A 26,493-nucleotide genomic window follows, 5' to 3' on the forward strand; every position below is an offset into this window, starting at 1 on the left:
TGATGTTCCAGGTCCGACGCTGAGTAGCGCTCTGTCCGGAGAGGAAATTGGTGGCGTCGCGGAGTCTTTCGGCTGCCTCACGGGATTCCACGCACTGCGGCGGGGACGTCCAACCGTGCGGCTCCGAATAGGTGAGGTGCACTGCCGAGAAGTCGTTGGTGCTGCAAGGATCTAGTGCCATGGCGGATCTCCGGTCCGTCAAGGCCCCGGGTCGCTGCCGCTAACAGCGATCGGGGCCGCCTGATAGTTCACAGGCAGCCCCGATCGGGTGAAACTCACCAGCCGCGCTCGCGCCACTCTCCGAGCTTCGGACGCTCAGCGCCAAGTGTGGTGTCATCCCCGTGACCGGGGTAAATCCACGTGTCATCCGGCAACACACCGAATATCCTTGACTCCAGGTCGTCCATCAGGCTGCTGAAGTCCTCGGGATTTGTTGTCCGCCCAGGACCGCCTGGGAACAGCGAATCCCCGGTGAACAAGTGCGCGTGGCCGGACGGATCCCGGTACAGCAGCGCGATCGAACCCGGCGTGTGGCCGCGCAGGTGGATCACCTCCAGCGTCACCGTGCCGACCTTCAGGGTGTCTCCGTGTTCGACCAGGAAATCCGGGGGGACCGGCAGCGGTTCCGCGTCCAGCGGGTGCGCCGCGGTGTTCGCGCCGTTCGCTCCGGCTACCGCGCCCAGTGCCTGCCAGTGGTCGGGGTGCTGGTGGGTCGTGACGACGGTGCGCAGCGCGGGGCGGTCCGGGCCGTGGCCGATCAGGTCCGAGATGCGTTCCGGGTCGTTGGCCGCGTCGATCAGCAGCGCTTCGTTCTCCTCGCGGCACACGAGCAGGTACGCGTTGTTGTCCATCGGGCCAACGGAGAGCTTGGTGATGGTGAGCCCGTCCAGCGTCCGGCGCGCGGCGTCGCCGCCCGGTTCGACGTGTCCGGTGTACGTGTCGGCGATGTTCACGAGGTCCCACCGTAGCCGGAGCACCCGTGCGGTGGCCACGCGGCCGTTTTTGTCGGTGCCTGCTGTCAAGATCTCCCTATGACCTCTTGGATCGACCCGCTCGCCAAGCTGGCGCGCGAGAACCTTCCGCCGGACGTGGCCGAGGCCTGGGAAACCGTCTTCCGGCCCGCGGTGCGGCTGAGTACCGGCGGGAACGGGGCGCGCGTCGGGTGTCTCGGCGGGAACCCCGCGCTGCCCGCGGACGTGGAGTGGCCCGTCTGGCGGGGCGAGCTGCCGATGAACTTCGTCGCCTCCGTGGACTGCGCTGCGCTGCCTCGGGTGCCTGGCGGGATCGAGTTGCCCGCGTCGGGTTCGTTGCTGTTCTTCTACTGCGACGACTGGTTCGAGGCCGAGGGGCCGGTCGATCTGACTTCTCTCGGCGGGGTCGTGGTCGTCCCGGCCGGCGCCGAGACCGCGGAACGGGCCGCGCCGGAGGGAGTCGAGGTTTACCCGCGGCTCGAGGTGTCCGGGGAAATCGTCGGCACCTTCCCGAACTCCCAGCAGGAGGTGCTGCGCCGCACGCTCGCCCGCGACGGACTGCCGCTCTCCGACCCGGACAACTGGTCCGAGGAGTTCTTCGACCTGCTTCGCGAGTCCTCAGCCGCGCCGTATCACCAGATCGGCGGCTGCTCCTGGCCGGTCCAGGGGCCGCCGGAGGACGAGGTCGCCGCGGCGGTCTTGCCGGAGGACGCGGCGGAATCCGCTCTCGCCGACGAGGCGCTGCGCTGGGTCCTGCTCGCGCAGATCGACAGCGACGGCGACGCGGGCCTCACGTGGGGCGACGTCGGCGTTCTGTACTGGCTGATCCGCGAGGACGACCTCGCCGAGGGACGGTTCGACCGGGTGCGGTGCGTTATGCAGAGTGGGTGAGCCCTTACCTGCGTTGGTGTCGCGTCGGCGATTGCGTGGCTGACGTGGTGCGGGATCGCTGGAGCTGAGGCGTTGCGCACGGTGTCGTCGCTGGCTGGTTCGACCGGGTGCGGTGCGTTGTGCAGGGCGGGTGAGCCCTCATCTGCGTTGGTGTGGTGTCGGCGATTGCGGGGCTGGAGTGGTGCGGGATCGCTGGGGCTGAGGCGTTGCGGACGTCGCCGAAGGCCGGTGTGACCGGGTCCGGCGTCGTGCAGAGTGGTCGTCTGCGTAGGTGCTGTGTCGGCCGTTGTGCAGCGGTGTGGCGTGGTTCGGGATCGTCGGGGCCGGGGCGTTGCGGACGACCTCGCCGAAGGCCGGTTCGACCGGGTCCGGGCGTCATGCAAACCGGCTAAGCCCTGACCTGCGCCGATTGAGTTCCAGCCATTCCGTCGTGCAGCAGTGCTCGCACGGGGCGAGTTCCCCAGGGATCACCGAAGCCCAGGCGATCCGCACGATCTCGTGGGTGTCGCGGCCCATCCGCTCCTGCCGCTGCTGGCCCCTGCGCAGCCAGTAACAGTCGGCGTCGTTGTGGTAGGCGTGGCCGCCCGCCGTGTGGTAGCCGGTCGGCAGCACTCCCGCGTCGAGCTGGCGGCAGTCGGCGCAGTAGGCCTTCGTCATGCCGTGCCGGCACTCGTCGTCCTCCGGCAGTGCGGGCGGGCGTCCGGTGGGGCGGGCCGCCGTCGCGAGGTCGGACAGTTCGGCTAGCTGGGTGCGGGCGGCCGGGTCCTCCGCCGCCCGCCAGGTGATCTTGTGCTGGGCAGCGCAGGTGCGGAGGCGGGGGAGGAGGTCATCCGAATCACGACCGTCCAGCGCGGTGCGGAGATACTCACTGTCGCTGTACAGGTGCACGCGGACCGGCCTTTTCAGGCTTTCGAGTGCTTCCACCGCAGCCGTCAGCGCCATCCGGCCCGCGGTCGTGTCCGCCGCCCCGCCGGTGAGGGTTTTCCGATGGTCGCCGTAGGCCAGCAGGGCGGACCAGCCGCCCGGTCCCGAGGTGTCGCCGCCTTTCCCCGCCGCGTAGATCCGCACTGCTCCGGCTTCTTCGCTCGCCACGCCCCGAACGTATCGGCAGGGGGCGACACTTTTCGCGAAACCCGCCCGAAGGCGCTGCCCCGCGCCGGTTCCCGGGGCCCGTGCACCCGGGCCGGACGCACTTCGCCGACCTGTATCGTGGAACCGGGCCAGCCCGCGCATCCGCTCTGCCGCGCGGGGCCTCCGACAGCGTCCGGCGACCCCGCCGCGGGCCGCTTCCCCCGGCCCCCGGAGAGCGGAAAACCCCAGGCAGAACACGTGCGGTCCGGTTTTTGTCGGTGGTCGTCCCTACCCTGGGCACGTCCGTCGGCACCGGATCTCCCGGCGGGCCACCGAGCAGAACGATGGAAGGGACGAAGGCGTGGCTGATCGCCTCGTTGTTCGCGGAGCGCGCGAGCACAACCTCCGCGGCGTGGATCTCGATCTGCCCCGCGACAGCATGATCGTGTTCACCGGCCTGTCCGGGTCGGGCAAGTCGAGCCTGGCCTTCGACACGATCTTCGCCGAGGGGCAGCGGCGGTACGTGGAGTCGCTGTCGGCGTACGCGCGGCAGTTCCTCGGCCAGATGGACAAGCCGGACGTCGACTTCATCGAGGGCCTCTCGCCCGCGGTGTCGATCGACCAGAAGTCGACCTCGCGCAACCCGCGGTCGACCGTCGGCACCATCACCGAGGTCTACGACTACCTGCGGCTGCTCTACGCCCGCGCCGGCAAGGCGCACTGCCCCAAGTGCGGCGAGGCGATCAGCAAGCAGACGCCGCAGCAGATCGTCGACCAGGTGCTGGAAATGACCGAGGGCACCCGGTTCCATGTGCTCGCGCCGGTCGTGCGCGGGCGCAAGGGCGAGTACCTCGACCTGTTCCAGAACCTGCAGCAGCAGGGCTACGCGCGCGTGGTGGTCGACGGCACGGTGCACCCGCTCACCGACCCGCCGAAGCTGAAGAAGCAGGAAAAGCACCAGATCGGCGTGGTGATCGACCGGCTCGCGGTCAAGACCAGCGCGCGGCAGCGGCTCACCGACTCGGTGGAAACGGCGCTGCGGCTGGCCGACGGCCTGGTCGAGCTGGAATTCGTCGACCTCGACGAGAACGACCCGCACCGCGTGCGCGGCTTCTCCGAGAACCTGGCCTGCCCCAACGGCCACCCGCTGGCGATCGAGGACCTCGAACCCCGGTCGTTCTCGTTCAACTCGCCTTACGGCGCGTGCCCCGAGTGCACCGGCATCGGCATCCGCAAGGAGGTCGACCCGGAACTGGTGGTGCCGGACGACGAACTGTCCCTCGCCGAAGGCGCCATCGCGCCGTGGGCGGGCGGGCAGAGCGCCGACTACTTCCTGCGGCTGCTGGAATCGCTGTCGGAAGCGGTCGGGTTCCGCATGGACACGCCGTGGCGGCGGCTGCCCGCCCGGGTGCAGAAGGCAGTGCTGCACGGCGTCGACGAGCAGGTGCACGTCCGCTACCGCAACCGGTACGGCAGGCAGCGCTCGTACTACGCGGCCTTCGAGGGCGTCATCCCGTTCCTGGAGCGGCGCCTCGAGCAGACCGACTCGGAGTACATGCGCGAGCGGTACGAGGGCTACATGCGCGAGGTGCCGTGCCCGGCGTGTCAGGGCACGCGGCTCAAGCCGGAGATCCTCGCGGTCACGCTGGAGCACGCGACGCAGGGCGACCGGTCGATCGCCGAGGTCTGCGCGCTGTCCATCGCGGAGGCGTCGGAATTCCTCGACGAACTGGTGCTCGGCCCGCGCGAGGCGATGATCGCGGGCGCGGTGCTCAAGGAAATCCAGGCGCGGCTGCGCTTCCTGCTCGACGTCGGCCTCACCTACCTGTCGCTCGACCGCGCGTCCGGCACGCTGTCCGGCGGCGAGGCGCAGCGCATCCGGCTGGCGACGCAGATCGGCTCCGGACTGGTGGGCGTGCTGTACGTGCTGGACGAGCCGTCGATCGGCCTGCACCAGCGCGACAACCACCGGCTCATCGAGACGCTGACCCGGCTGCGCAACCTCGGCAACACGCTGATCGTGGTCGAGCACGACGAGGACACCATCCGGGCCAGCGACTGGGTGGTCGACATCGGCCCGGGCGCGGGCGAGCACGGCGGGCACATCGTGCACAGCGGCCCGTACAAGAAGATCCTGAAGAACAAGGAATCGATCACCGGCGCGTACCTGTCCGGGCGGCGGCAGATCGAGATCCCGGCGATCCGGCGGCCGGTCGACAAGAAGCGGCAGCTCACCGTGGTGGGCGCGCGCGAGCACAACCTGCGCGGCATCGACGTGTCGTTCCCGCTCGGCTGCCTCGTGTCGATCACCGGCGTGTCCGGGTCCGGCAAGTCGACGCTGGTCAACGACATCCTCGCGCAGGTGCTGGCGAACAAGCTCAACGGCGCGCGCCAGGTCCCCGGCAGGCACACCCGGGTCAACGGGCTCGCCAACGTCGACAAGCTGGTGCGCGTCGACCAGTCGCCGATCGGCCGCACGCCGCGTTCCAACGCGGCCACCTACACCGGCGTGTGGGACCACGTGCGCAAGCTGTTCGCGGCCACCACCGAGGCGAAGGTCCGCGGGTACCAGCAGGGCCGGTTCTCGTTCAACGTCAAGGGCGGCCGCTGCGAGGCGTGCGCGGGCGACGGCACGATCAAGATCGAGATGAACTTCCTGCCGGACGTCTACGTCCCGTGCGAGGTGTGCAAGGGCGCCCGGTACAACCGGGAAACGCTCGAGGTGCACTACAAGGGCAAGACGGTGTCCGACGTGCTGGACATGCCGATCGAGGAGGCGGCCGAGTTCTTCGAGCCGATCAAGGCGATCCACCGGCACCTGCAGACCCTGGTCGACGTCGGTCTCGGCTACGTCCGCCTCGGCCAGCCGGCGCCGACGCTGTCCGGCGGCGAGGCGCAGCGCGTCAAGCTGGCGAGCGAACTGCAGAAGCGCTCCACCGGCAAGACCGTCTACATCCTCGACGAGCCGACCACCGGCCTGCACTTCGAGGACATCAGCAAGCTGATCGGCGTGATCAACGGGCTGGTGGACAAGGGCAACACGGTGATCGTGATCGAGCACAACCTCGACGTGATCAAGACGTCCGACTGGATCGTGGACATGGGCCCGGAAGGCGGCTCCGGCGGCGGCACGGTGATCGCCGAGGGCACGCCCGAGCAGGTCGCGGCCACCGAGGGGAGCTACACCGGCGAGTTCCTCGCGCAGGTGCTGAACCCGGCCTGATCCGCATCCAGCCGCTCTGATCCGAGCCGCGAAGAGCCGTCCGGTCCCAGGGCCGGGCGGCTCTTCGCTGTCTGGCGGACGGGTCAGTCCTTTCCGGTCGTGCGCTCGACGACGGGGGAGAGCGGGCCGTAGGACAGTGCGCGGAGGCGGAAGGCCGAGCCTTGTTCGCCGGGCAGGAGCGACAGCGCGCATTGGGTCGCGTTGGGATCGGTCACTTCGACCGGGACGAAGTCCGGCGTGCCCGGGCGGCGGATCTCCAGGAGGAAACCGGCTTCGTCGGTCGATCGGTCGGTCCAGGTGAAGTGCAGGTTCTGGTCTGCGGCCGGGGTCGCGGCGAGGTCGGCCGGGGCGGACTGCTGGGCGGCGGCGCCGGGCGGGGCAGCGTTGCCCGCCGTGACGGTCGCCGACACCGGACCGGCGAAGGACCGGATTCGGTAGTAGAACGGCGTTTCCGGGATCAGGTTCGGATGGGTATACGAGGTCTGGCCGGGCGGGAGGTACTGCAGCGCGGTCCACGGTCCGTCAGCGGCGTTGGCGTATTCGAGGAGGTAGCCCGCCGCGGCCGGGTCGGCAGGCCAGTGCAGCACGACGTTCGTGGGCGAGGTGAGAGTCGCGGTGAAGGCGGGGGCGGCCGGCGGCGGCGAAGCGGTGCCGCAGCCGACTAGCGTCGCGGTCAGCAGCGCGGCCAGTGCGGCCAGGGCGGTTCGAGCGGCGGTCGGCACGGCAAGCCTCCTCGATGGTTCAGGCGGCGGCGTACCCAACGAATGGCCAGCCTAGGAAACGGCGGTCAAGATCGACAAGCACGCGTTCCGCTGATCGGGAGAGAGGGGCGGGCTGTGGTCCTCGAAAAGAAGAGGGACGCCGAGTACACGTTCCGGAGCGACTGGTGGCTGCCGACTCTCCCGAGGCGGGTGTTCGACGCGATCGTCGACCTCGAGTCGTATCCGCGGTGGTGGCCGGATGTCCAGTCGGTGCGCCAGGTCGACGACGACACCGCTCAGGTCGTCTGCCGGTCCCGGCTGCCGTACCGGATCGTCGTCGCGATGCACCGGGAGCAGCAGGACGCGGCGGGGCTGCGGGTGCGCGTCCGGTTGAGCGGGGACCTCGACGGGCTGCTCGCCGGGGCGATCCACGCCGACGGCGGGGGTTCCCGGCTGGAGATCACGCAGCACGTTCAGGTGCGGAAACCGTTGCTGCGCAGGCTGGACGTCATCGCCCGGCCGTTCTTCCGCGCCAACCACGCGTGGATGATGCGGCGCGGGCACCACGGGCTGGCCGGTTACCTCGCGGCGTCGAGATGAGTCGAGATAACCGGCCAGAACGAGCGGCCTAGCTGGCGACCGGTTCGGGAGCGGCGGCCGGAGCCTCGACCGCTCGGCGGCCCAGGAGCACCGCAGCGAGGATCGCGGCGAGAGCGGTCAACCCGGCGCTGAAGCCGAAAGCCACCCGGAATCCCGACGCCAGCGCCTCCTTCTCCGAAGCGCCTCCGCTCAGCACCTCGGCCGTGCGGGTCGCGGCGGCGGTGGCGAGCACGGCGGTTCCCAGCGCGCCGCCGACCTGCTGGGTCGTGGTGATCAACCCCGAAGTCACGCCGGAGTCGTCGGGGGTCGCGGCGGACATCGCCAAGCCCATCAGCGCCGGGATCGCCATTCCCGCCCCGGCGCCCATCAGGATCAGCGATGGCAGCACGTGCGAGGCGTAGCCGCCAGCCGTCTGGACCTGGGTCAGGTAAAGGAACGCGACCGACGTCGTCAGCAGACCGGCGACCAGGACCGCGCGCGGGGAGAAGCGGCTGTTCAGCCAGTCGGCCAGGCCGAGCGAGAACGCGGCGATCATGACCGGCGTCGGGACGAAGGCGAAACCCGTGGTGAGTGCGTCGAAACCGAGCACCTGCTGCAGGTACAGCGCGGTGACGAACTGGAATCCCAGGAATCCGGCGACCATCACGACCATGGTCAGGTTGGCCCCGCTGATCGCGCGCACCCGGAGCAACCGCAAGGGCAGCAACGGAGTCCGCGTCCGGGCCTGGCGCAGCAGGAACAGCAGGAGCAGGGCGACCGCGGCCGCGAGAGTCAGGATGGTCAGGAACGTCCACCCGGCGTCGCCTGCCTGCACGATGCCCAGCACCAGCAACATCACCCCGGCGGTGACCAGCAGCGCGCCCAGGACGTCGATGCCGGTGCGCAGGCCGAGACCGCGGTCGGAGGCGACGACCAGCGGAGTCAGGACAAGCGCGGCGATACCGATGGGCAGGTTGATGTAGAAGGTCCAGTGCCAGTCGAGACCCTGCGTGAGCGCGCCGCCCGCGACCATGCCGATCGACGCGCCCGCGGCTTGGGTGAAGCTGTAAACGCCGAGCGCGCGGACGCGGGCGCGCGGCTCGGGATAGAGCGTCACGATCATTCCCAGCACAACCGCGGACGCCAGCGCGCCGCCGACGCCCTGGACAAATCGCGCGACCACCAGCGTGGTCGCGTTCGGCGAAAGGCCGGCCGCCAGCGAAGCGGCGGTGAAGACGACGATGCCGGCGAGGAACACCCGCCGCCGGCCGACCAGGTCGCCGAGGCGGCCGGACAGCAGGAGCAGGCCGCCGAACGCGACGAGGTAGGCGTTGACCACCCAGGCCAGCCCGGGCGCGCTGAAGCCCAGGTCGGTCTGGATCACCGGCAGGGCCACCGCGACGATCGAGCTGTCGAGCACCACCATCAGCGAGGCGGCGGACAGCACGGCGAGCGCCGCGCCGCGATGCCGAGCGGTTTCGGGCATGACAAAGTCCTCCATAACCGGCACAGGGGAGAGTTTCCGCTGGTCGTATCCAGGGCATCTCTTGTTACAGTGCTCATCATGTGTGACCATGGAGCACTGCGGAAGGAGGCACTTTCATGTCCCAGGGGAACATCGCTGTGACCGACGAGGCCACGGACTTCGACCCGGCGAAATTCGCGGTGTGCACGGTGATGGAGGTCGTGAACCGGATCAGCGGGAAATGGGTGATCGGCATCCTGCTGGAGGCGACGCGCGGTCCGGTGCGGTTCACCGAACTCGAACGCTCGGTGCAGGGGATCAGCCGCCGCATGCTCACGCTCACCCTGCGGAACCTGGAACGCGACGGCCTGCTGACCCGCACGGTCTACCCGACGGTCCCGCCGCGCGTCGAATACGAGGCGACCGAGGTGGCGCGCGAGCTGTACGACTCGCTGTCCGGTTTGGTCGACTGGGCGGAACGGCACCGCGAGGCGATCGCGGTTTCGCGGCAGGGGTACGACGGCCGCACCGCTTGCTGAACTGGAAAGGCGCCGCGGCCGTGCGCACGGGGGACGTGCACGGTCGCGGCGCCGTAACAGTCCGCGCCCGGGGGGAAGGGACCCGGGCGCGGACTGGGTCTCAGGCGTTCGCCGGGACGGGCTGAGCGGGCTCGGCCGGTTTGTCGTCGAGCAGGGTCGCTTCGTCGAACGGGGCCTGTCCGGCGAAGACCTGGCGCGAGCGGTCGCGGTCGAATTCCTTCATCCACGATCCGATGAGGACGGTCGCGACCGCGTTGCCCGCGAAGTTGGTCAGCGCTCGCGCCTCGGACATGAACCGGTCGATGCCGAGGATGAAGCCGACTCCGTCGACGAGTTCCGGGCGGTGCGACTGCAGGCCGCTGGCCAGGGTCGCGATGCCGGCGCCGCTCACGCCCGCCGCGCCCTTCGACGCGATGATCATGAACAGCAGCAACGTGATCTGCTCGCCGAGTGCCAGCGGCTGGTCCTGTGCGGTGGCGATGAACAGCGTCGCCATCGTCAGGTAGATCGCGGTGCCGTCGAGGTTGAACGAGTACCCGGTCGGCACCGTGATGCCGACGACCGGCTTGCTGACGCCGAGGTGCTCCATCTTCGCGATCAGCCGCGGCAGCGCGGATTCCGAAGAGGACGTCGACAGGATCAGCAGGAATTCGCGGCCGAGATAGCGCAGCAGGCTGAAGATGTTGACCCGCGCGCCGAGCCACAGCACCGCGCCGAGGACGCCGAACACGAACACCAGGCACGTCAGGTAGAAGCCGAGCATGATCACCAGCAGGCTGCGCAGCGCGCCCCAGCCGGTCGCGCCGACCACCGCGGCGATCGCGCCGAACGCGCCCACCGGGGCGGCCCACATGATCATCGCGAGCACGCGGAACACGAGCCGCTGGATGTGCTCGATGCCGCGCAGGATCGGCTCGCCGCGCTTGCCGAGCTTCTGCAGCGCGAACCCGGCGAGCAGCGCCACGAGCAGCGTCTGCAGCACCTCGCCCTCGGTGAACGCGGACACGAAGGTCTTCGGGATGATCCCGAGCAGGAAGTCGGTGGTGCCCTCGCCGCCGTCGGCCTGCTGGTGCACCTTCGACACGTCGGCCGGGTTGAGGTGCAGGCCGCTGCCCGGGTGCAGCAGGTTGCCGACGACGAGCCCGATCGCGAGCGCGAACGTCGACATCACGATGAAGTAGACCAGCGCGGTGACGCCGACCTTGCCGACCTTCGCCGCCTTCGCGACCGAGCCGATGCCCAGCACGATGGTGCAGAAGATGATCGGCGAGATCATCATCTTGATCAGGTTGACGAAGCCGGTGCCCAGCGGGGCGAGGCTCTTGCCGGCGGACGGCCAGAGCAGCCCGACCGCTACGCCTGCCGCGACGGCGGCGATCACGGCGAGGTACAGGTAACGCGTGCGGTCGCGCTTGGGCGCGCTCGCTTCGGGGGTCGGTGTCGGCACCGTTGCCTCCAGCTCGGTGGGGGGAACGCGGGTCACTATGCGGGGCGGATATGACCGGCGTCACCGTTGTGTTCATTGAGTTCGCGGCGGGTCTGTCCGGTGTGGACTTCCCGGCAGCGGCACCGGAGTGCTGCCGGACCCGTGCGTGTGCTGGTATGAGCGGGTGCCCCCGACACCTCGGATCCGGACGAGCCGCTGGAGCCTGGCCCGCCAGCTGCTGGTGCTGCAGCTGGCGATCCTGCTCGTGCTCGTCTCCGGCGGCATCACTATCGCCTATCTCGACGCCCGGCGCACGACGACCGACCGGGCCGGGGAGCAGTCGCTCGCGGTGGCCCGTTCGATCGCCGACGCGCCCGACGTCGCTCGGGCGGCCGCCACCGCGGACCCGACCGCGACGCTGCAGCCGTATGCGCAGCGGGTGCTCGTGGACACGCGCGTGGACTTCGTGACGATCATGTCGCCGCAAGGAATCCGTTACACGCACCCGAATCCGGCGTTGATCGGGCAGCGGTTCCTCGGGCACATCGAAGCGGCCCAGCAGGGTGGTGTCGTGTCCGAGACCTACACCGGTTCGCTCGGCCCGTCGGTGCGCGTGGTGGTGCCGGTGTTCGACGCGAACCATCGGGTGGTCGCGCTCGTCGCGGTGGGCATCACGATCGCGGCGATCTCGGCCGAGGTGCAGGAACGCGTCTGGCCGCTGCTCGGCGTCGCGGCGGCGGTGTTGCTGGTGGGCGCCTGCGGGGGCTGGCTGGTGAGCGCGCGGCTGAAGCGGCAGACGCGTGGCATCGCGCCCGCGGAGCTGAGCAATCTGTTCGAGTACCACGAGGCGGTGCTGCATTCGGTTCGCGAGGGTGTGCTGCTGGTGGACCGCGACGGCCGGGTCGGGTTGTGCAACGACGGCGCCCGCACCCTGCTCGGGCTGACCGGCGACCCGGTCGGTCAGCCGCTCGCAGACCTGGGGCTGTCGCCTGAGCTGACGGCGGCGTTCACCGCGCCGGAAAACCGCACCGAAGAACTGCACCTGACGGATTCGCGGGTGCTGGTCGTGAGCACGACGCTCGTCAGCTCGGGCGGACGCGCGCAAGGCACCGTCGTGATCCTGCGCGACCACACCGAACTCCAGACCCTCACCGGCGAGCTGACCACCGCGCGCAGCCTCGCCGAAGCGCTGCGGTCACAGGCGCACGAAGCGGCGAACCGGCTGCACACGGTCGTGTCGCTGGTGGAACTCGGCCGTCCCGAGGACGCCGTGGAGTTCGCGACCGCCGAACTCGCGCTGGCGCAGGAGCTCACCGACCGCGTGATGACCGCGGTCGCCGAACCGGTGCTGGCCGCGCTGCTGCTCGGCAAGGCCGCGGAGGCGAGCGAACGCGGCGTGGAGTTCACCATCACGCCGGACACGATGATCGACGACCTCGGCCCCGGCGTGGCCGGACGGGACCTGGTGACGATCCTCGGCAACCTGATCGACAACGGAATCGACGCGGTGGTGCGGGAATCCGGCACGCGGCCGGCGGTGGTGGTCACCGCGCGGTCCGAAGAGGACGGTCTGCTGCTGCGCGTCGCGGACAACGGCCCGGGCGTGCCGGAGGAAGCGGTGGGGGAGATGTTCCGCCGGGGCTGGTCGACCAAGGCGGGGGACGAGCACGGTCTCGGGTTGGCGCTGGTCGTGCAGGCGGTCCGGCGCTACGGCGGCACCATCGACGTCGGACGGGACGGCGGCGCGGTGTTCACCGTACGGTTGCCGAGGCAGGAGGTGTCGTCGTGATCCGCGTGCTGGTGGTGGAGGACGAGCCGGTGGCGGCCGAGGCGCACCGGCTGTACGTCGAGCGGCTGCCGGGATTCGCCGTCGCCGGCGTGGTGCATTCCGGCGGCGAGGCGCTGCGGTTCTGCGAGCGCGAACCCGTCGACCTGGTCCTGCTCGACTTCTACCTGCCTGACACGCACGGCCTCGCCGTCTGCCGTTCGCTGCGCGCGGCCGGGCTGCCGATCGACGTCATCGCGGTGACCTCCGCGCGCGACCTCGCGCTGGTCAAGGCAGCGGTCTCGGTCGGGGTCGTGCAGTACCTGCTGAAGCCGTTCACCTTCGCGTCGTTGCGGGACAAACTGGAGCGCTACGCGTCGTTCCGCGAGGCGTCCGGCGAGGTCACCGGGCAGGCGGAGATCGACCGCGCGCTCGGCACGCTGCGCACCACCGAGGCCGCGCCGCTGCCTAAAGGCATGAGCGCGGAGACGCTGGACGCGATCACCGACGCGCTCGCCGGAGCAGGCGAAGGGCTGTCCGCCGGCGGTGCGGCGAGCGCGATCGGGGCGTCCCGGGTCACCGCGCGGCGGTACCTGGAGTACTTGGCGGACAACGGATTGGCCCAGCGCGAACCGCGATACGGGCAGGTCGGACGGCCGGAGGTCTGGTACCGGCTCAAGCCTGGCTGAGCGCTGACCGGACCCGTCAGCGCTTCGTGCGCCCACGGTAAGCGGACTCCCCGAAAGTGTGGACATCGAAGTTCACACCACTCAAGGGGAGCAAGAAATGACGCAGAAGACCGCACTGGTCACCGGCGGCAGCAAGGGCATTGGCCGGGCCATCGCGGCGCGGCTGGCGCACGACGGCGCGCTGGTCGCCGTGCACTACGGCAGCGACGAAGGGGCAGCCAAGGAGACCGTCGCGGCGATCGAGGCGAACGGCGGGCAGGCATTCGCGGTGCAGACGACGCTGGGCGTCGACGGGGACGCGGAGACGCTGCTCGACCGGCTCTCGGCGGAGCTGCGCGAACGCACCGGCGAGGTCGCGCTCGACATCCTGGTCAACAACGCGGCGACCGGCGCCGGTTCGATCACCTCGGCGACGTCCGACGAGTTCGACCGGGTGTTCGCGGTGAACGTGAAAGCACCGTTTTTCTTGGTGCAGAAGCTGTTGCCGGTGCTGCGGGACGGCGGCCGGATCGTCAACATCTCGTCCGCGGACACGCGCATCGCGCTGCCGTTCGAGCTGGCGTACAGCATGACGAAGGGTGCGCTCGACGTGTTCACCCGCAGCCTGGCGCAGGAACTCGGCCAGCGGGGGATCACGGTGAACGGCGTCGCCCCCGGTCCGACGCCGACCGACCGCACCGCGCACATGTTCGCCGACGAGCGGATGCGGGCGGGGATGGCGGGCGCGTCCGCGCTCCGGCGGGTCGCCGATGCGACGGACATCGCGGACGTGGTGGCGTTCCTGGCCTCGGCGGACTCGCGCTGGGTCACCGGGCAGGTCGTCGACGCGACCGGCGGCACGTTCCTCGGCCCGGCTGGCGTATAACGACCTATACGGCTCGGCTTCGGCAAGTCCGAAGCCGAGCCGCCGCTTCGCGGGGATAGAAAGCCGCAGCGATCAGCGGGGCCGGCCCGGCGCGTCCGGCCGGGTCTGCCACGGGTGCGGGCCGTCGAGCGGCCGGTACTCCACGCCGAGCGCGTCCAGCCGCAGCAGATGGTGGTCGCGCAGCCGGGGCAGGAATTCCGCGTAATCGCGTGGTCCGCTGCTCCACGCGACCTCGGCGAACGCCGACAAGCGAGGGAACGCCGCGTAGTCCGTCCGCCGCACGGTGTCCAGGTGTTCGGACCACAACTGCGCCTGGACGCCGCGCACGTGCGGTCCGGATTCGGGCTCGAAACCGTAGAAGTGTTCGAGATCCTGGAGGTAGCCGACCGGGATCGGTTCGTCCGGGTGGTCGCTTTGCCGGTGGTCGAGGTACACGCCGTCCTCGGGGCAGAGCACGACCTCGTGCCCGCCCTTCACCGCCAGCGAGGCGCGTTCGCGGTCCTGCCACACTCCGATCACCATCGCGGGCAGGTCGCCGCCGTCGAGGACCTCGTCCCAGCCCATCGGCGTGCGGCCGCGCGCGACGAGGTGGTCGGCGATCGCCCGGACGAACCGGCGGTGCGCCTCGGTGACGCCGGGCACCTCGTCCCCGCCGAGCGCGATCACCGGGGACGGGAAGATGTCCAGCACGTGGTCGAAGACGGTGCGGAAGAAGTCCAGAGTGGACTCCGACGGATGCAGCAGCGACGTGCTGATGCCCCAGGAAGTCCAGACCTCCCAAGGGGTGTCGCTGGCCGGGCCGAGTTCCGGGTACGCGGTGATGGCGGCCCGGGCGTGCCCGGGAATGTCCACTTCGGGCACCACGGTGATCGCTCGCGCGGCGGCGTACGCGACGATCTCGCGCAGATCGTCCACAGTGTAGTAGCCGCCGTGCGGGCGGCCGTCGCGTTCCGGACCGTCGTGCCGGCCGACCATCGACGACTTCCGCCAGCCGCCGACCGACGTGAGCCGGGGGAATTCTGGCGTCTCGATCCGCCAGCCCTGATCGTCGGTGAGGTGCAGGTTCAGCACGTTCATCTTGTGCGCGGCGAGCAGATCGACGAACCGCAGCACCTCGGCCTTCGTCCGGAAGTGCCGGGACACGTCGTAAAGACAGCCGCGCCAGGCGAAACGCGGATGATCGGTGATCGTCCCGCACGGCAGCTCGACCGGTCCATTGTGGATCGACACGGCGCGGAACGCATCCGGACCGGCCAGCTGGCGCAGGGTTTGCCGACCGTAGAACTCGCCCGCGGAGTCGGCCGCTTCGAGTGTGACGCCGTCCGGCGTGATATGCAGCCGGTAGCCCTCGGCGGGCAGCTCCGCGGTGCGCACCGCCACCGGAGCGGGCCACGGGCAGGTGCCGGGCGCCGCTTCCGCGGACACCGGGCGGGGGAGGAGAGTGTCGAAACCGGACATGGTCATCCCTTCACGGCCCCGGCGGTCCCGCCGATGAGTTTCCGTTGCACCAGCACGAAGAACACCAGCACCGGAATCGTCATCAGGGTGGACGAGGCCATCACGGCGCCCCAGTCGGTGTCCTCCGGTTTGAAGAACACCAGGATCGCCTGCGGCAGAGTCTGGTTTTCGGTCTTGGAGATGATGAACGTCTTGGCGAACAGGAAGTCGTTCCACGCGTGGATGAACGCGAGCACGCTCACCGCGACGAGCCCGGGCGCGACGAGCGGGAACAGGATCTGCCAGGTGAACCGCATCCGCGACGCACCGTCCAAAGTGGCCGCTTCCTCCAGTTCGGCGGGCACCGCGGCGACGAACCCGCGCAGCATCCAGATCGCGAACGGCAGGCTGAACGCCAGGTGCACCAGGACGAGCGAGCCCAGTTCGTTGAGCCCGAACGCGGGCACCGTGCCGCCGACCGAGCGCATCAGGAAGAACAGCGGGATGGTCAGCGCTTCCACCGGCACCATTTGCGCCACCAGCAGCATCACCAGCAGCACCGCCCGGCCGCGGAACCGGAACCGGGTGAGCGCCACCGCGGAAAGGAACGAGAACACCAGGGACAGCAGCACCACGACGACCGCGACCACGAGGCTGTTGAGGAAATACCGACCGAACCCGGACACCGTGAGCACGCGCTGGAAACTGTCCAGCGACGGCGAGAAGGTCCACGGTTTCGGATGCGCCGACTGGATTTCGCCCGCCGGTTTGAACGCCGAGAGCACCATCCAGTACAGCGGGAACGCGACGATCCCGGCGATCACCACGGTCACGATTTCGGCGACGAGCCGCGCGGGGCGGCGCACTTTCAGAGCCATGCGGCACTCCGGCGCTGGGACCGGACGTACAGCCCGGTGATCGACAGCAGCAGCAAGGTCATCACGACCCCGATCGCCGAGCCGAGCCCGTACTCCTGCCCGGCGAACGCCTGCTGGTAGGCGTAGACATTCAGGATCAAGTTGCGCCCGGCGATGCCGCCTCCGTTGGTCATCACGTAGATCTGGGTGAACACCTTGAAGTCCCAGATGATCGACTGCACGGTCGCGATGGTCAGCAGCGGCCGCACCGCGGGCAGGACCACCGACCGCGTCGTGCGCCAGACCGACGCGCCGTCGAGCGCGGCGGCCTCCAGCGTCTCCTTCGGCACCCCGCTGATCCCGGCGTACATGGTCACCATCACGAACGGGAACGAGCACCAGATCACCTCGGCGGCGACCAGCCCGAACGTGCCGAAGGTGCCGAACGTCCAGGAATGGTGCTCCATCCCGCTGAACCCGATGCCCGAGAGCACCTCGTTGACCAGGCCGAAATCGGTGTCGAAGAGGAACAGCCAGACGTAGGAGCCGGCGATCGCCGGGGTCGCCCACGCGCCGAGCGCCGCCAGGAACAGCAGCATGCGCGGCAGCGCGCGGACCCGGCTCGCCAGCACGGCCAGCGCCGTGCCGACGACCAGGCTGCCGATCACGCAGGCCGCGGCGAACCCGACCGTCTTGGCCAGCACCGTCCAGAACTGGACGTCGGCCAGCAGGCTGGCGTAGTTGTCGAGGCCGAGGAACACCAGCGGGGCCGCACCCGCCGCCTGCGGCTGGCCGTAGTCGTAGAGCGAGATCACGACCAGCTGGTAAATCGGGTACACCAGCAGCGCGGCGAGCAGGATGCCCGCCGGCAGCAGGTAGAGAAGAGCCGCGCGGCCGTCGCGGCGGACGGTCGCGGAACGGACTGCGGCCACGGGTCAGCCGAAGTTCTTGTTCATCGCCGCGGCGGCGTCGGCCAGCGCGGCGTTCGCGTCCTTGCCGCCGGTCGCGATCTGCTGCACGGCGGTGGGCAGGACGTTCTGGCTGTCGATCTTGGACCACGCCGGGGTGCTCGGCACGAACTTGGTGCCCGCGCTCAGGGTGTCCACGAACGCCTTCAACGTCGGGTCGCTGGCGGCGAGTTTCTTCTGCACCGACGCGAGGGTGGGCAGGTTGCCCATCGCCGCGTACATCTTCTCCTGGTACTTCACGCCGGCCAGCAGTTCGGCGAACTGCACCGCGAGACCGTGGCGCTGGCTCGCGCCGAACACGCCGAGCAGGTTGCCGCCGGCGAACGCGGGCGCGACCGAACCCGGGGCGGTGCCGGGCAGCGGCATGATCGCGTACTTGCCCTTCACCGCGCCCTTTTCGACGGCCTTGCGGTTGAAGTCGCCGCCGATCACCATGCCCGCCTTGCCGCCGGCGAACGCGGTGACACTCTGCGTGCCGGTGAGGTTGGCGCAGGCGGCGGGCGGGCAGATGTCGTCCTTGATCAGGTTCGCGTACGCGGTCACGCCTGCCTTGGCCTGCGGGGAGTCCACAGTGGACGTCCACTTGCCGTTGTCCTGTTTGGCCAGGTCGCCGCCGTTAGCCCAGATGAACGGCAGCATCGCGTAGGTGTACTTGCCGCCGGTCGCGATGCCGTACAGGTCCGGCTTCTTCTCGCGGATCTTGCGCGCGTCTTCGGTCAGCTCCGCCAGCGTCGTCGGCGGCTTGAGGCCGAGTTCGGCGAAGACGTCGGTGCGGTAGTACAACGCGCGGATGCCGGTGTACCAGGGGATGCCGTAGATCTTGCCGTTCGCCTTGGCGGTGTCCACCACGGACGGAAGCAGGTCCTTGCCGTCCGACCAGTTCGCGATGTCCTTGGTGAGATCGGACAACGCGCCGGTCTGCGCGTAGCTGGAGACGTCGGTGTTGCCGAACTCGGCGACGTCGGGGGCGTTGGACGGGTCGTTGAACGCGCCGGAGAACTTGTCCGCGCGGCCTTCGACCGGAACCCACTGCACGTCGACCTTCACGCCGGTGTGGCTGGCCTCGAATTCGGTGATCGCTTCCTTGACCGCGGCCTCCTTCGGCGTACGGTTCGCTTCGTCGAACAGCCAGACTCTGAGCGTGCCGTCGGTTTGGTTTCCGCCGGCGGCGGCCGGGCCGGATTGGGTGGGGGCGCACGCGGCGAGCAACGCCAGCGTGGCGACAGCGGGCAGGACAGAACGCAGCTTCATCGGTGACTCCTGTCGCGGGGACCGGTCAATGACCGGGAAAGACGGGGCTGTGCGGCGTGACAGCCCCGGTTTTTCTCAGACGAAGAAGACAGAGTTGACGTTCGGCACGGCGAGCGAGCCCGCGGACTTGCCGGGCAGACCGGTGGCCGGGTCGCGCGGCAGCCAGGTGACGGTGCCGGAGCGCTGGTTGGAGACGTAGAACCACTTCTCGTCCGGGTCCAGCGCGAGATGCCGCGGCCAGTTGCCGCCGGACGCCGCCGAGGAGACCAGGGTGAGCCCGGCTCCGCCGTCGGCGACGGTGAAGGTGGCGACGGTGTTGGGGCCGCGCACGGTGGCGTAGACGAACTTCCCGTCGCGCGACACGGTGATCTCGCCGGGGAACAGTTCGCCGGTGCTGCCCGGCGGAACCGCGGGCACCACGGAGATCGGCTTGAACGTGCCGGTGGCGGAGTCCCAGCTGGCGACGGTGATCTCCGGCCGCAGTTCCTGGGCTACGTAAGCGAATTTGCCGTTCGGGTGGAACGCGAGGTGTCGCGGTCCGGCACCGGCGGGAAGGGTGATCTGCTTGTGCAGCTTCAGCTTTCCCTTGCCGGTGTCGAACGAGTAGACGTACACCGAGTCGGTGCCGAGGTCGACCGCGAGCACCCACTTGCCGGACGGATCGGTGACGACCTGGTGCGCGTGCGGCTCTTTGCCCTGGTGCTGCTGCAGATCGGTGGCCGCGCCGAGCTTGCCGCCGGACTTGATCGGCAGCACCACGACGCTGCCGGAGTCGTAATTCGCGGCCAGCACGTACTTCTGGCTCGGGTGCACCGAAAGGTGCGTGGGCGAGCCGCCGTTCGAGGACGTCGACCCGAGCAGCTTCGGCCGGGTCGGGTCGGAGATGTCCAACGCGGACACCGTGCCGGTCTCCGCGCCCTCGTTTTCGTTGGTGACGTACAGGATCCGGCCGTCGCGAGTCCGGTCGAACCAGGAAACGTCGGTCAGCTTCGGGACAGTGCGCACCGGCGTGAGCGCGGGGCTTCCCGCCGCTCGCTGGGTGACGTCCAGTCCGTGGCCGGCCGGCGCGGAGTTGGTGTAGCTGCCGACGTACACCGTCGTGGCCGCGCGCGGCCGGGGCGCTGCCGTGGCGAGCTGTGCGCCCACCACGGCGGCGGCTCCGGCCGCGCCGACTGCTCCGACGAACGTGCGGCGGGAAATCTCGGTCATCGAATACCCCCGGAACATGTGCCGATGTGGTTCAGACCAATGCCATCGCCAATGCTGCCACACCGAAACCGCTCAAGGAAAGGACTGTTTCCAAAGCCGTCCAGGTTTTCAGGGTCTGGGTCACGGTCAGCCCGAAATAGCGGGACACGATCCAGAATCCGCCGTCGTTCACGTGCGAGGCGATGATCGACCCGGCCGAGATCGCGACCACCAGGAGCGCCAATTGTGCTTGCGAATAATGCAGTTCCAGTACGGTCGGCGCGACGATGCCGCTCGTGGTCACGATCGCGACCGTCGCGGAACCCTGGGCGATGCGCATGCCGCAGCTGATGATGTACGCGGCCAAAAGCACGGGAAGCCCGGCGTCGCCTAGGGAACCGGCCACCGCCTTGCCGATGCCGGTGGCGGACAGCACCGCTCCGAAGAACGAACCCGCGCCCACCACGAGAAGAATCATCGCGACCGGGCGCAGCGCGTTCGCGGAAAGCTGGGCGAGGTCCGTGCCGCTCATCCCGCGGCGGCGGCCGAGCAGCCACGACGCGAGGATGGTCGCGATGGTCAGCGCGATGGCGGGCGTGCCGAGGAACGCCGCGATGCCCGCGCCGGTGGACCCCTTGGGCAGCAGGATGCTGCCGAACGTGCCTACCAGGATCAGCACCAGCGGCACCGCGATGATCCCGCCGACCAGCTTGAGCGACGGCGCGGGGCCGTCCTGCTCGCCGTCTTCGCCCGCGAGCTTCGCGAAGTCCTCGGCCAGCGGCACGTTCACGCGCTTGCCGATCCACGTCGAGTACAGGATGCCGCCGATGAACCAGGCCGGGATGCCGCAGACCGCGCCCATCAGGATCAGCCAGCCGAGATCCACGTGCAGCAGCCCGGCCGCGGCGACCGGTCCCGGGTGCGGCGGGATGAAGGCGTGCGTGATGGAAAGCCCGGCCAGCAACGGCATCGCGTACAGCACGATCGACCGGCCGCCCTGCTTGGCCGCGGCGTAGACCAGCGGCGCGAGCACGAAAATGCCGATGTCGAAGAACACCGGGATGCCGAAGATGAGGCCGGAAAGACCCATCGCGAGCGGAGCGCGTTTCTCGCCGAACGTGCGCAGCAGCGCCGCGGTGAGCACGCGCGCGCCGCCGGATTTCTCCAGGATCGAGCCGAGCAGCGTGCCCAGCCCGATGATCGCCGCGATGTGCCCGAGAATGCTGCCGAAACCCTTCTCCAGCAGCGAATCGGACGTCTTCTGCGCGGTGCCGACCAGGGTGCCGACCGGCACGCCCGCGGCCAGCGCGGTGAGCAGGCCCACCACGATCAAGGCGATGAACGGTTCGAGCTTCACCTTGATGATGAGGAAAAGCAGCACCGCGATGGACACCGCGGCCAGCGTGAGCAGACCGGCGGTGCTGGTCTGCAGCCAGTGGATCATCGTCGACTCCCGGGATGGCGAAGGGAATGCCCGGCGAGCGCGCCGGTGGGGGACCCGTCTTCGAGCGCGGCGACGCCGTTGACGAAGACAGCGGAGAGACCCGCGGCGGGCTGCCGCGGATTGTCGAACGTCGCGGTGTCGGCGACCGTGTCCGGGTCGAACAGCACCAGATCGGCCGCGTGCCCGGGGCGGACGAGGCCCCGGTCGGACAGCCCCAGCCGCCGTGCCGCGCGCCCGGTGAGGTGCGCGACGCAGTCGGCCAGTTCGAGAACGCCCAGCTCGCGGACGTAGCGGGCGAGGTAACGCGGGAAGGTGCCCCACGCCCGGGGATGCGGCCGTGCGCCGACCAGCAGACCGTCCGAGCCGCCGGTGTGCGTGCGGTGCCGCATGATGGCCTGCACGTTTTCCTCGTGTCCCACGTGCATGAGGCAGGACGTGCCGAGCTTTTCGTCGATCAGCGTGTCGAAGTACAGCTCTGCCGGAGGTTTCCCGTTCTTGCGGGCCGAAGCGAGGACGCTGTGCCCCACCAATGCGGCGTTCTCCTCGCGGCGCACGCCGTTGATTTCGATGGCGTCCCAGTCGATCGGCACGCCGTGCGCACCGTCCGAACCGGACTCCTCGATCTCCGCGCGGATGCGTTCGCGAGTGTCCGGATCGGACAGCCGGGCGAGCGTGGGCTCCAATCCGCCTTCGGTGGACCAGCTCGGCAGCAGCGCGGACAGGTAGGTCGCGCCGGGCAGATACGGGTACGTGTCGAGGGTGATGTCGCAGCCGTCGTCGAGGGCGTTGTCCAGCAGCCGCAACAAATCCGGCGCTTTGCCCTTGTTGACAGAGAAGTTCATCGTCGCGTGCGCGAGGTGCAGCGGGCAGCCGGAGCGGCGGGAGACGTCGACCATCTCCGCGAACGCCTCCAGCGCGCCCGCGCCGTAGCTGCGGTGGTGCGGGCTGTAGTAGCCGCCGCGCTCGCCGACCACGCGGCACAGCTCGACCAGTTCCTCGGTGGTCGCGTACATCCCGGGCGTGTAGGTCAGCCCGGACGACAGGCCGAACGCGCCTTCGGCCAGCCCGGTCGCGACGAGTTCCTGCATCCGGGCCAGCTCGGCGTCCGTGGCGGGCCGGTCTTCCCAGCCCACCACCAGCATCCGCACCGTGCCCTGCGGGACCAGGTACGCGGCGTTCGTCGCGATGCCCTGGTCGAGCCGGTCGAGGTACTCGCCGACCGAACGCCAGTTCCAGTCGAAGCCCGCCGGGTCGTCGTTCCATCCGGCCAGCTGCTGGCGGAGGGAGGCCAGCACCTCGTCGTTGACCGGCGCGTAGGAGAGACCGTCCTGCCCCAGCACCTCGGTGGTCACGCCCTGGCTGATTTTCGCCAGATGGTCCGGGTTGGCGAGCACCTGCAGGTCGGAATGCGAGTGCATGTCGATGAACCCGGGGGAGAGGACCAGCCCGGTCGCGTCGAGCACGCGCGGCGCGGTCAGGTCTCCCGGCGCGGCGACGTCGGCGATGCGGTCGCCGTCGATCCCGACGTCGCGGATCTCCAGCGGGGCCCCGGTTCCGTCGGCGACGCGCGCGCCGCGGATCACGAGGTCCATCAGAACCACGTCCGCACGAAATCGACCACTGTTTCGCCGTCGCTGTCCACGACCGGCAGCAGCGACCACTTGTCGAAGGTCGTGCAGGGATGCGACAGCCCGAGCCGGATCCAGTCGCCGACCTCGACCGGCGATCCTTCGGGCAGTTCGAGGAACGCGTGCTGGTCGTTGAGCTTCGGCACGGTGTGCCCGGTCAGCTCGGTGACGACGCCGTCCTTGCGCAGCAACTGCGGCTCGGGCATGCCCTCGTCGTACGGCAGGTCGCGCTTGCCCGCGGTGAGCAGCGCGAGTTCCGGCGTGGGCTTCGAGGTGACCTGCGCCCATGCGTGCAATGCCGGACGGAAGCTGTCGACCCCAGCGATGCGCGGGTGCTCGCCGAGCGGCGAGATCTCGCGGTAGAAGCCGTCGTCGTGCGTCAGGTACGCGCCGCTGCGCAGGATCGGGACCACTTCGAGCCCGTCCGGCCACGGCTTGGTCAGCTCGTCCACGACCCGGTCGAAGTACGCGCTGCCGCCCGCGGTCACGTATACCGGACCGTCGGCAAGCAAACCCTTCTCCGCGAAGGTGATCGTCGCGTCGCGAAGACTGTCCACATAGGAACTGATCTTCGCCAAGGCCGCGTCGTCGGTGTGGTGCGAAAGCGCGCCCTCGTAGCCGCCGGTGCCGCGCAGGCGCAACACCGGGCTCTTCGCCGCCGCTTCGGCAACCGCCAGCGCGGTCGCGGCGTCGCGGACACCGGTGCGGCCGCCTTCGCCGCCCAGCTCCACCAGCACGTCGACGGGCCGCTCGGCGCCCGCGAGCGCTTCGGTCATCAGCTCGACGCTGCGCACCGAGTCGACCCAGCAGACGAACTCGAAATCCGGGTCCGCCGCCAGCTCGCCGGCCAGCCAGCGCAGCGCGGACGGGTCCACGAGCTGGTTCGCCAGCAGGATCCGCGGCACGCCGAACGCGCGGTAGATCCGCACGTGCCCGGCGTTCGCCGCGGTGATGCCCCACGAACCGTGCTCCAGCTGCCGGGCGAACAGCTCCGGAGCCATCGTCGTCTTGCCGTGCGGCGCGAGCGCGATCCCGCGTTCGGCGCACCAGCGGGCCATGGTGGCGAGGTTGTGCTCCATCGCGGCCGCGTCGAGGACCACGAACGGACCGAAGAAGCCGTCGTCGAAGAGCTTCGCGCGGCGGGCCGCGGCTTCGTTGAGAGTGAGCCCGGACAGTGCCGGGGGGAGAGCGCGGAAGCGCCAGTCGATCCGTTCGCCGCGCCCGGCTCGGACGGCGGCGGTGAGAGCGGCGTTGCTGTTCATCTGGGACCTCGGTTGCGTATCTTGCAACGGACGTTGCGCAAAATGCGTTGCATAGGTGTAGCATCCGGGTCGCCACAGGTCAACGGGGAAGGGACGTCAGTGACCAGCAGTCCGACCGGGTCGCCCGAAGTGCTCTGCATCGGCGAGTCGATGGCGTTGTTCGTGCCCGCCGAGCCCGGGCCGCCGGACGAGGTGCGCACTTGGCTGCGCACCATCGGCGGCGCGGAGTCCAACGTCGCGTGCCACCTGCCCGCGCTCGGCGTGCCGAGCGGATGGGTCAGCGCGGTCGGCGACGACCCGTTCGGCCGCGCGCTCGTCCGCGAGATCGCGTCGGCGGGCGTGGACGTGCGCGGCGTCGTCTTCGACTCGACCAGGCCGACCGGGCTGTACGTGAAGGAAAGCGGCGCGGGCGGCAGTCCCGTCCGCTACTACCGCTCGGGTTCCGCCGCGTCCGGCATGGGCCCGGAACTGGTGTCCCAGCTGGACTTCTCCGGTGTTCGCGTGCTGCACCTGTCCGGGATCACGCCCGCGCTCTCGGACAGCTGCCTCGCGCTCGTCCGCGCGCTGCTCGACCGGCCGCGCGGCGACCTGCTCGTGTCGTTCGACGTCAACCACCGCCCCGCGCTGTGGACCGGACGCGACCAGTCCGTCCTCGCCGAACTGGCCGGGAAGGCCGATCTGGTGCTGACCGGCGACGACGAGGCGGAACGCGTGTGGGGCACCGGCGATCCGGTGCGGCTGCGCGCCCTTCTGCCCGGTCCGCGCACGCTGGTGGTCAAGCACGGGGAACGCGGCGCGACGCTCGTCGAGGGCTCGGCCGAACCGCTGTTCTCGCCCGCGCTTCGGGTCGATGTCGTCGAACCGGTCGGTGCCGGAGACGCCTTCGCCGCCGGATTCCTGGCCGCGACTCTGCGCGGAGCCGACCCCCTGACGAGGCTCCGTCGCGGGCACCTGCAAGCTGCCGCGACACTGTTGACTCAAGACGACGTCGGCGTGCCGCTGGCCGAGGCCGTCGTGACGAAACTGGTGCAGGCGGACGCCGACGGCTGGGGTTCGGTCCGGCTCACCGGGGAGGGAGTGGTGGTCACGTGAGCCAAAGTCTCGACCGCGCGCTGACGCTGCTGAGCGGTCTCGCCCGCGGCGGCAAGACGCTCGACGAGCTGGCCGAAGAGATCGGTGTGCACAAGACGACCGTGCTGCGGTTGCTGCGCACGCTCGAATCGCACCATTTCGTGCGGCGCGAAGGAGCCCGGCACTACCGGCTCGGCAGCGCGCTTTTCGACCTCGCCAACCAGGCGCTGGAGGACCGCGACGTCCGGCGCAGTTCGCACGAAGCGCTCGCCGCGCTGAACTCGCGCACCGGGCACACCGTGCACCTCGCGTCCTATGAGGACGGTGAGGTGGTGTACATCGACAAGTTCGAGGGACACCACGCGGTCCGGATGTACTCGCGGGTCGGCAAACGCGCGCCGCTGCACTGCACCGCGGTCGGCAAGGTGCTCGTGGCGGCGATGCCGCGGGCGAAACGCGAGGAGATCGCCCGCGCGATCGACTACGCCGTGCTCACCGCCAACACGATCACCACGCCCGAGGCGTACCTGGCCGAACTGGACCAGGTCGCTGAGCGCGGGTACGCGGTGGACAATGCCGAGCACGAGGACTTCATCCACTGCATTTCCGCGCCGGTGCGCGGCGCGGGCGGCGAGGTGCTCGCCGCGGCGTCGATGTCGGTGCCGAAGGTGCTGCTGGACTACGACGGGCTGCTGGCGCTCGTGCCCGAGCTGCTGGCCGCCGCCGAGGAAGCTTCCGTCCACAGTGGATGGACGGGGAACGGAAAGGGGCAATGATGGGCAAGACGGCGATCACCAGCGAGAACGCGCCGAAGCCGCCGGCGAACTTCTCGCAGGCCGTCCGCAAGGGGAACATCCTCCAGGTCGCCGGCGCGGTCGCGTTCGACCCGGCCACGAACGAGATCGTCGGCGACGACGTCGTGAGCCAGACCCGGCAGGTGTTCAAGAACCTGACCGCGCTGCTCGAAGAAGCGGGCTCGAGCTTCGCAGACGCGGTGATGGTGCGCGTGTACCTCACCGACACCAGCCACTTCGCGGCGTTCAACGAGGTCTACAACGAACTGATCGGCGAAGCCCCGTACGCGGCCCGCACCACGGTGTACGTCGGGCTGCCCGCCGGGCTTCTGGTCGAGATCGACGTGCTCGCCGTCCTCGACTGACGCTGTTTCTCGTGAGCGGCGGCACCGAAGCCGCCGCTCACGA

At 69.7% G+C, this 26,493-nt stretch carries 23 protein-coding genes; 10 read left to right on the forward strand and 13 right to left on the reverse strand.

Features of this window, described 5'->3' with window-relative positions; genetic code table 11:
* Positions 1–275 precede the first annotated feature (275 nt).
* Positions 276–953, reverse strand: a complete 678-nt coding sequence (locus DMP23_RS12895; protein ID WP_337821171.1) for an MBL fold metallo-hydrolase — start codon at positions 951–953, stop codon at positions 276–278.
* 78 nt (positions 954–1,031) lie between these two features.
* Here DMP23_RS12895 and DMP23_RS12900 point away from each other — a divergent pair, with 78 nt between their 5' ends.
* Entirely contained in the window at positions 1,032–1,862 is an 831-nt protein-coding gene (locus tag DMP23_RS12900) for a YwqG family protein (RefSeq protein ID WP_337821172.1), read from the forward strand.
* Between the two features lie 375 nt (positions 1,863–2,237).
* On the opposite strand, the gene DMP23_RS12905 is transcribed toward DMP23_RS12900, so the two are convergent.
* Positions 2,238–2,954 (reverse strand): RNase H family protein, encoded by a 717-nt coding sequence (locus DMP23_RS12905; protein WP_337821173.1) that lies wholly within the window; start codon positions 2,952–2,954, stop codon positions 2,238–2,240.
* Between the two features lie 340 nt (positions 2,955–3,294).
* Here DMP23_RS12905 and uvrA point away from each other — a divergent pair, with 340 nt between their 5' ends.
* Positions 3,295–6,156, forward strand: a complete 2,862-nt coding sequence (gene uvrA / locus DMP23_RS12910) for an excinuclease ABC subunit UvrA (RefSeq protein WP_337821174.1) — start codon at positions 3,295–3,297, stop codon at positions 6,154–6,156.
* Positions 6,157–6,239: 83 nt separating this feature from the next.
* Here uvrA and DMP23_RS12915 read toward each other — a convergent pair whose 3' ends face one another.
* On the reverse strand, positions 6,240–6,878 hold the full coding sequence (locus DMP23_RS12915; protein WP_337821175.1) for a fibronectin type III domain-containing protein: 639 nt from the start codon (positions 6,876–6,878) through the stop codon (positions 6,240–6,242).
* A 114-nt stretch (positions 6,879–6,992) separates the two neighbouring features.
* Between DMP23_RS12915 and DMP23_RS12920 the strand changes: the two genes are divergently transcribed.
* Positions 6,993–7,457 carry an SRPBCC family protein gene (locus tag DMP23_RS12920; protein WP_337821176.1) on the forward strand — a complete coding sequence of 155 codons (465 nt, stop codon included), beginning with the start codon at positions 6,993–6,995 and terminating at the stop codon, positions 7,455–7,457.
* Between the two features lie 28 nt (positions 7,458–7,485).
* Here DMP23_RS12920 and DMP23_RS12925 read toward each other — a convergent pair whose 3' ends face one another.
* Positions 7,486–8,922, reverse strand: coding sequence for an MFS transporter (locus tag DMP23_RS12925; protein ID WP_238605661.1), 1,437 nt, complete (start codon positions 8,920–8,922; stop codon positions 7,486–7,488).
* Positions 8,923–9,038: 116 nt separating this feature from the next.
* Here DMP23_RS12925 and DMP23_RS12930 point away from each other — a divergent pair, with 116 nt between their 5' ends.
* Positions 9,039–9,440 carry a winged helix-turn-helix transcriptional regulator gene (locus tag DMP23_RS12930; protein ID WP_337821177.1) on the forward strand — a complete coding sequence of 134 codons (402 nt, stop codon included), beginning with the start codon at positions 9,039–9,041 and terminating at the stop codon, positions 9,438–9,440.
* Positions 9,441–9,540: 100 nt separating this feature from the next.
* On the opposite strand, the gene DMP23_RS12935 is transcribed toward DMP23_RS12930, so the two are convergent.
* Positions 9,541–10,887 carry a cation:dicarboxylate symporter family transporter gene (locus tag DMP23_RS12935; RefSeq protein ID WP_337821178.1) on the reverse strand — a complete coding sequence of 449 codons (1,347 nt, stop codon included), beginning with the start codon at positions 10,885–10,887 and terminating at the stop codon, positions 9,541–9,543.
* A 163-nt stretch (positions 10,888–11,050) separates the two neighbouring features.
* On the opposite strand from DMP23_RS12935, the gene DMP23_RS12940 reads away from it, so the two are divergent.
* The 3 genes from DMP23_RS12940 to DMP23_RS12950 all read left to right on the forward strand — a co-directional run bounded on the left by DMP23_RS12940 (position 11,051) and on the right by DMP23_RS12950 (position 14,185).
* Complete coding sequence (locus DMP23_RS12940) at positions 11,051–12,655, forward strand: sensor histidine kinase (protein ID WP_167756637.1); 1,605 nt, start codon at positions 11,051–11,053, stop codon at positions 12,653–12,655.
* A complete protein-coding gene (locus DMP23_RS12945; protein ID WP_037818149.1) occupies positions 12,652–13,320 on the forward strand; it encodes a response regulator in 669 nt (222 codons plus the stop codon). The genes DMP23_RS12940 and DMP23_RS12945 overlap by 4 nt, the downstream gene beginning before the upstream one ends.
* Positions 13,321–13,417: 97 nt before the next feature.
* Positions 13,418–14,185 (forward strand): SDR family oxidoreductase, encoded by a 768-nt coding sequence (locus DMP23_RS12950; protein WP_134667972.1) that lies wholly within the window; start codon positions 13,418–13,420, stop codon positions 14,183–14,185.
* Positions 14,186–14,257: 72 nt separating this feature from the next.
* Here DMP23_RS12950 and DMP23_RS12955 read toward each other — a convergent pair whose 3' ends face one another.
* The 8 genes from DMP23_RS12955 to DMP23_RS12990 all read right to left on the reverse strand — a co-directional run bounded on the left by DMP23_RS12955 (position 14,258) and on the right by DMP23_RS12990 (position 24,220).
* Positions 14,258–15,643 (reverse strand): beta-N-acetylhexosaminidase, encoded by a 1,386-nt coding sequence (locus tag DMP23_RS12955; protein ID WP_134667971.1) that lies wholly within the window; start codon positions 15,641–15,643, stop codon positions 14,258–14,260.
* Positions 15,644–15,645: 2 nt separating this feature from the next.
* On the reverse strand, positions 15,646–16,500 hold the full coding sequence (locus tag DMP23_RS12960; RefSeq protein ID WP_037818151.1) for a carbohydrate ABC transporter permease: 855 nt from the start codon (positions 16,498–16,500) through the stop codon (positions 15,646–15,648).
* Entirely contained in the window at positions 16,491–17,411 is a 921-nt protein-coding gene (locus tag DMP23_RS12965; RefSeq protein ID WP_037818152.1) for a carbohydrate ABC transporter permease, read from the reverse strand. The genes DMP23_RS12960 and DMP23_RS12965 overlap by 10 nt, the downstream gene beginning before the upstream one ends.
* Before the next feature lie 3 nt (positions 17,412–17,414).
* Complete coding sequence (locus tag DMP23_RS12970; protein ID WP_337821179.1) at positions 17,415–18,698, reverse strand: extracellular solute-binding protein; 1,284 nt, start codon at positions 18,696–18,698, stop codon at positions 17,415–17,417.
* A gap of 75 nt (positions 18,699–18,773) precedes the next feature.
* Positions 18,774–19,907, reverse strand: a complete 1,134-nt coding sequence (locus tag DMP23_RS12975) for a lactonase family protein (protein ID WP_337821180.1) — start codon at positions 19,905–19,907, stop codon at positions 18,774–18,776.
* Between the two features lie 31 nt (positions 19,908–19,938).
* Positions 19,939–21,330, reverse strand: coding sequence for a GntP family permease (locus DMP23_RS12980; RefSeq protein ID WP_337821181.1), 1,392 nt, complete (start codon positions 21,328–21,330; stop codon positions 19,939–19,941).
* The gene (locus DMP23_RS12985; RefSeq protein WP_337821182.1) at positions 21,327–22,922 is read right to left on the reverse strand and encodes an N-acyl-D-amino-acid deacylase family protein; all 1,596 of its coding nucleotides are present in this window, start codon (positions 22,920–22,922) and stop codon (positions 21,327–21,329) included. The genes DMP23_RS12980 and DMP23_RS12985 overlap by 4 nt, the downstream gene beginning before the upstream one ends.
* Positions 22,922–24,220 (reverse strand): amino acid deaminase, encoded by a 1,299-nt coding sequence (locus DMP23_RS12990; protein WP_337821183.1) that lies wholly within the window; start codon positions 24,218–24,220, stop codon positions 22,922–22,924. Before DMP23_RS12990 ends, DMP23_RS12985 begins: the two co-directional genes overlap by 1 nt.
* A gap of 150 nt (positions 24,221–24,370) precedes the next feature.
* On the opposite strand from DMP23_RS12990, the gene DMP23_RS12995 reads away from it, so the two are divergent.
* The 3 genes from DMP23_RS12995 to DMP23_RS13005 are packed head-to-tail and all read left to right on the forward strand — an operon-like array spanning position 24,371 to position 26,450.
* Positions 24,371–25,312 (forward strand): sugar kinase, encoded by a 942-nt coding sequence (locus tag DMP23_RS12995; RefSeq protein ID WP_443111339.1) that lies wholly within the window; start codon positions 24,371–24,373, stop codon positions 25,310–25,312.
* A complete protein-coding gene (locus tag DMP23_RS13000) occupies positions 25,309–26,067 on the forward strand; it encodes an IclR family transcriptional regulator (RefSeq protein ID WP_337821185.1) in 759 nt (252 codons plus the stop codon). The genes DMP23_RS12995 and DMP23_RS13000 overlap by 4 nt, the downstream gene beginning before the upstream one ends.
* Positions 26,067–26,450: a RidA family protein gene (locus DMP23_RS13005; protein WP_037818159.1), complete on the forward strand. Its 384-nt coding sequence runs from the start codon at positions 26,067–26,069 to the stop codon at positions 26,448–26,450. The genes DMP23_RS13000 and DMP23_RS13005 overlap by 1 nt, the downstream gene beginning before the upstream one ends.
* The last annotated feature ends 43 nt before the right edge of the window (positions 26,451–26,493 follow it).

Origin of the sequence: Amycolatopsis sp. A1MSW2902 (assembly GCF_017312175.1) — a bacterium.
In the GTDB taxonomy this organism is placed as follows: Bacteria; Actinomycetota; Actinomycetes; order Mycobacteriales; family Pseudonocardiaceae; genus Amycolatopsis; species Amycolatopsis nivea.

Bases quoted from the DNA above. Each gene is read 5' to 3' on its own strand.
- DMP23_RS12900 (WP_337821172.1), top strand. From the start codon at position 1,032: ATGACCTCTTGGATCGACCCGCTCGCCAAGCTGGCGCGCGAGAACCTT.
- DMP23_RS12925 (WP_238605661.1), bottom strand. From the start codon at position 8,922: ATGCCCGAAACCGCTCGGCATCGCGGCGCGGCGCTCGCCGTGCTGTCC.
- DMP23_RS12930 (WP_337821177.1), top strand. From the start codon at position 9,039: ATGTCCCAGGGGAACATCGCTGTGACCGACGAGGCCACGGACTTCGAC.
- DMP23_RS12950 (WP_134667972.1), top strand. From the start codon at position 13,418: ATGACGCAGAAGACCGCACTGGTCACCGGCGGCAGCAAGGGCATTGGC.
- DMP23_RS12955 (WP_134667971.1), bottom strand. From the start codon at position 15,643: ATGTCCGGTTTCGACACTCTCCTCCCCCGCCCGGTGTCCGCGGAAGCG.
- DMP23_RS12960 (WP_037818151.1), bottom strand. From the start codon at position 16,500: ATGGCTCTGAAAGTGCGCCGCCCCGCGCGGCTCGTCGCCGAAATCGTG.
- DMP23_RS12970 (WP_337821179.1), bottom strand. From the start codon at position 18,698: ATGAAGCTGCGTTCTGTCCTGCCCGCTGTCGCCACGCTGGCGTTGCTC.
- DMP23_RS12975 (WP_337821180.1), bottom strand. From the start codon at position 19,907: ATGACCGAGATTTCCCGCCGCACGTTCGTCGGAGCAGTCGGCGCGGCC.
- DMP23_RS12980 (WP_337821181.1), bottom strand. From the start codon at position 21,330: ATGATCCACTGGCTGCAGACCAGCACCGCCGGTCTGCTCACGCTGGCC.
- DMP23_RS12985 (WP_337821182.1), bottom strand. From the start codon at position 22,922: ATGGACCTCGTGATCCGCGGCGCGCGCGTCGCCGACGGAACCGGGGCC.
- DMP23_RS12990 (WP_337821183.1), bottom strand. From the start codon at position 24,220: ATGAACAGCAACGCCGCTCTCACCGCCGCCGTCCGAGCCGGGCGCGGC.
- DMP23_RS12995 (WP_443111339.1), top strand. From the start codon at position 24,371: ATGGCGTTGTTCGTGCCCGCCGAGCCCGGGCCGCCGGACGAGGTGCGC.
- DMP23_RS13005 (WP_037818159.1), top strand. From the start codon at position 26,067: ATGGGCAAGACGGCGATCACCAGCGAGAACGCGCCGAAGCCGCCGGCG.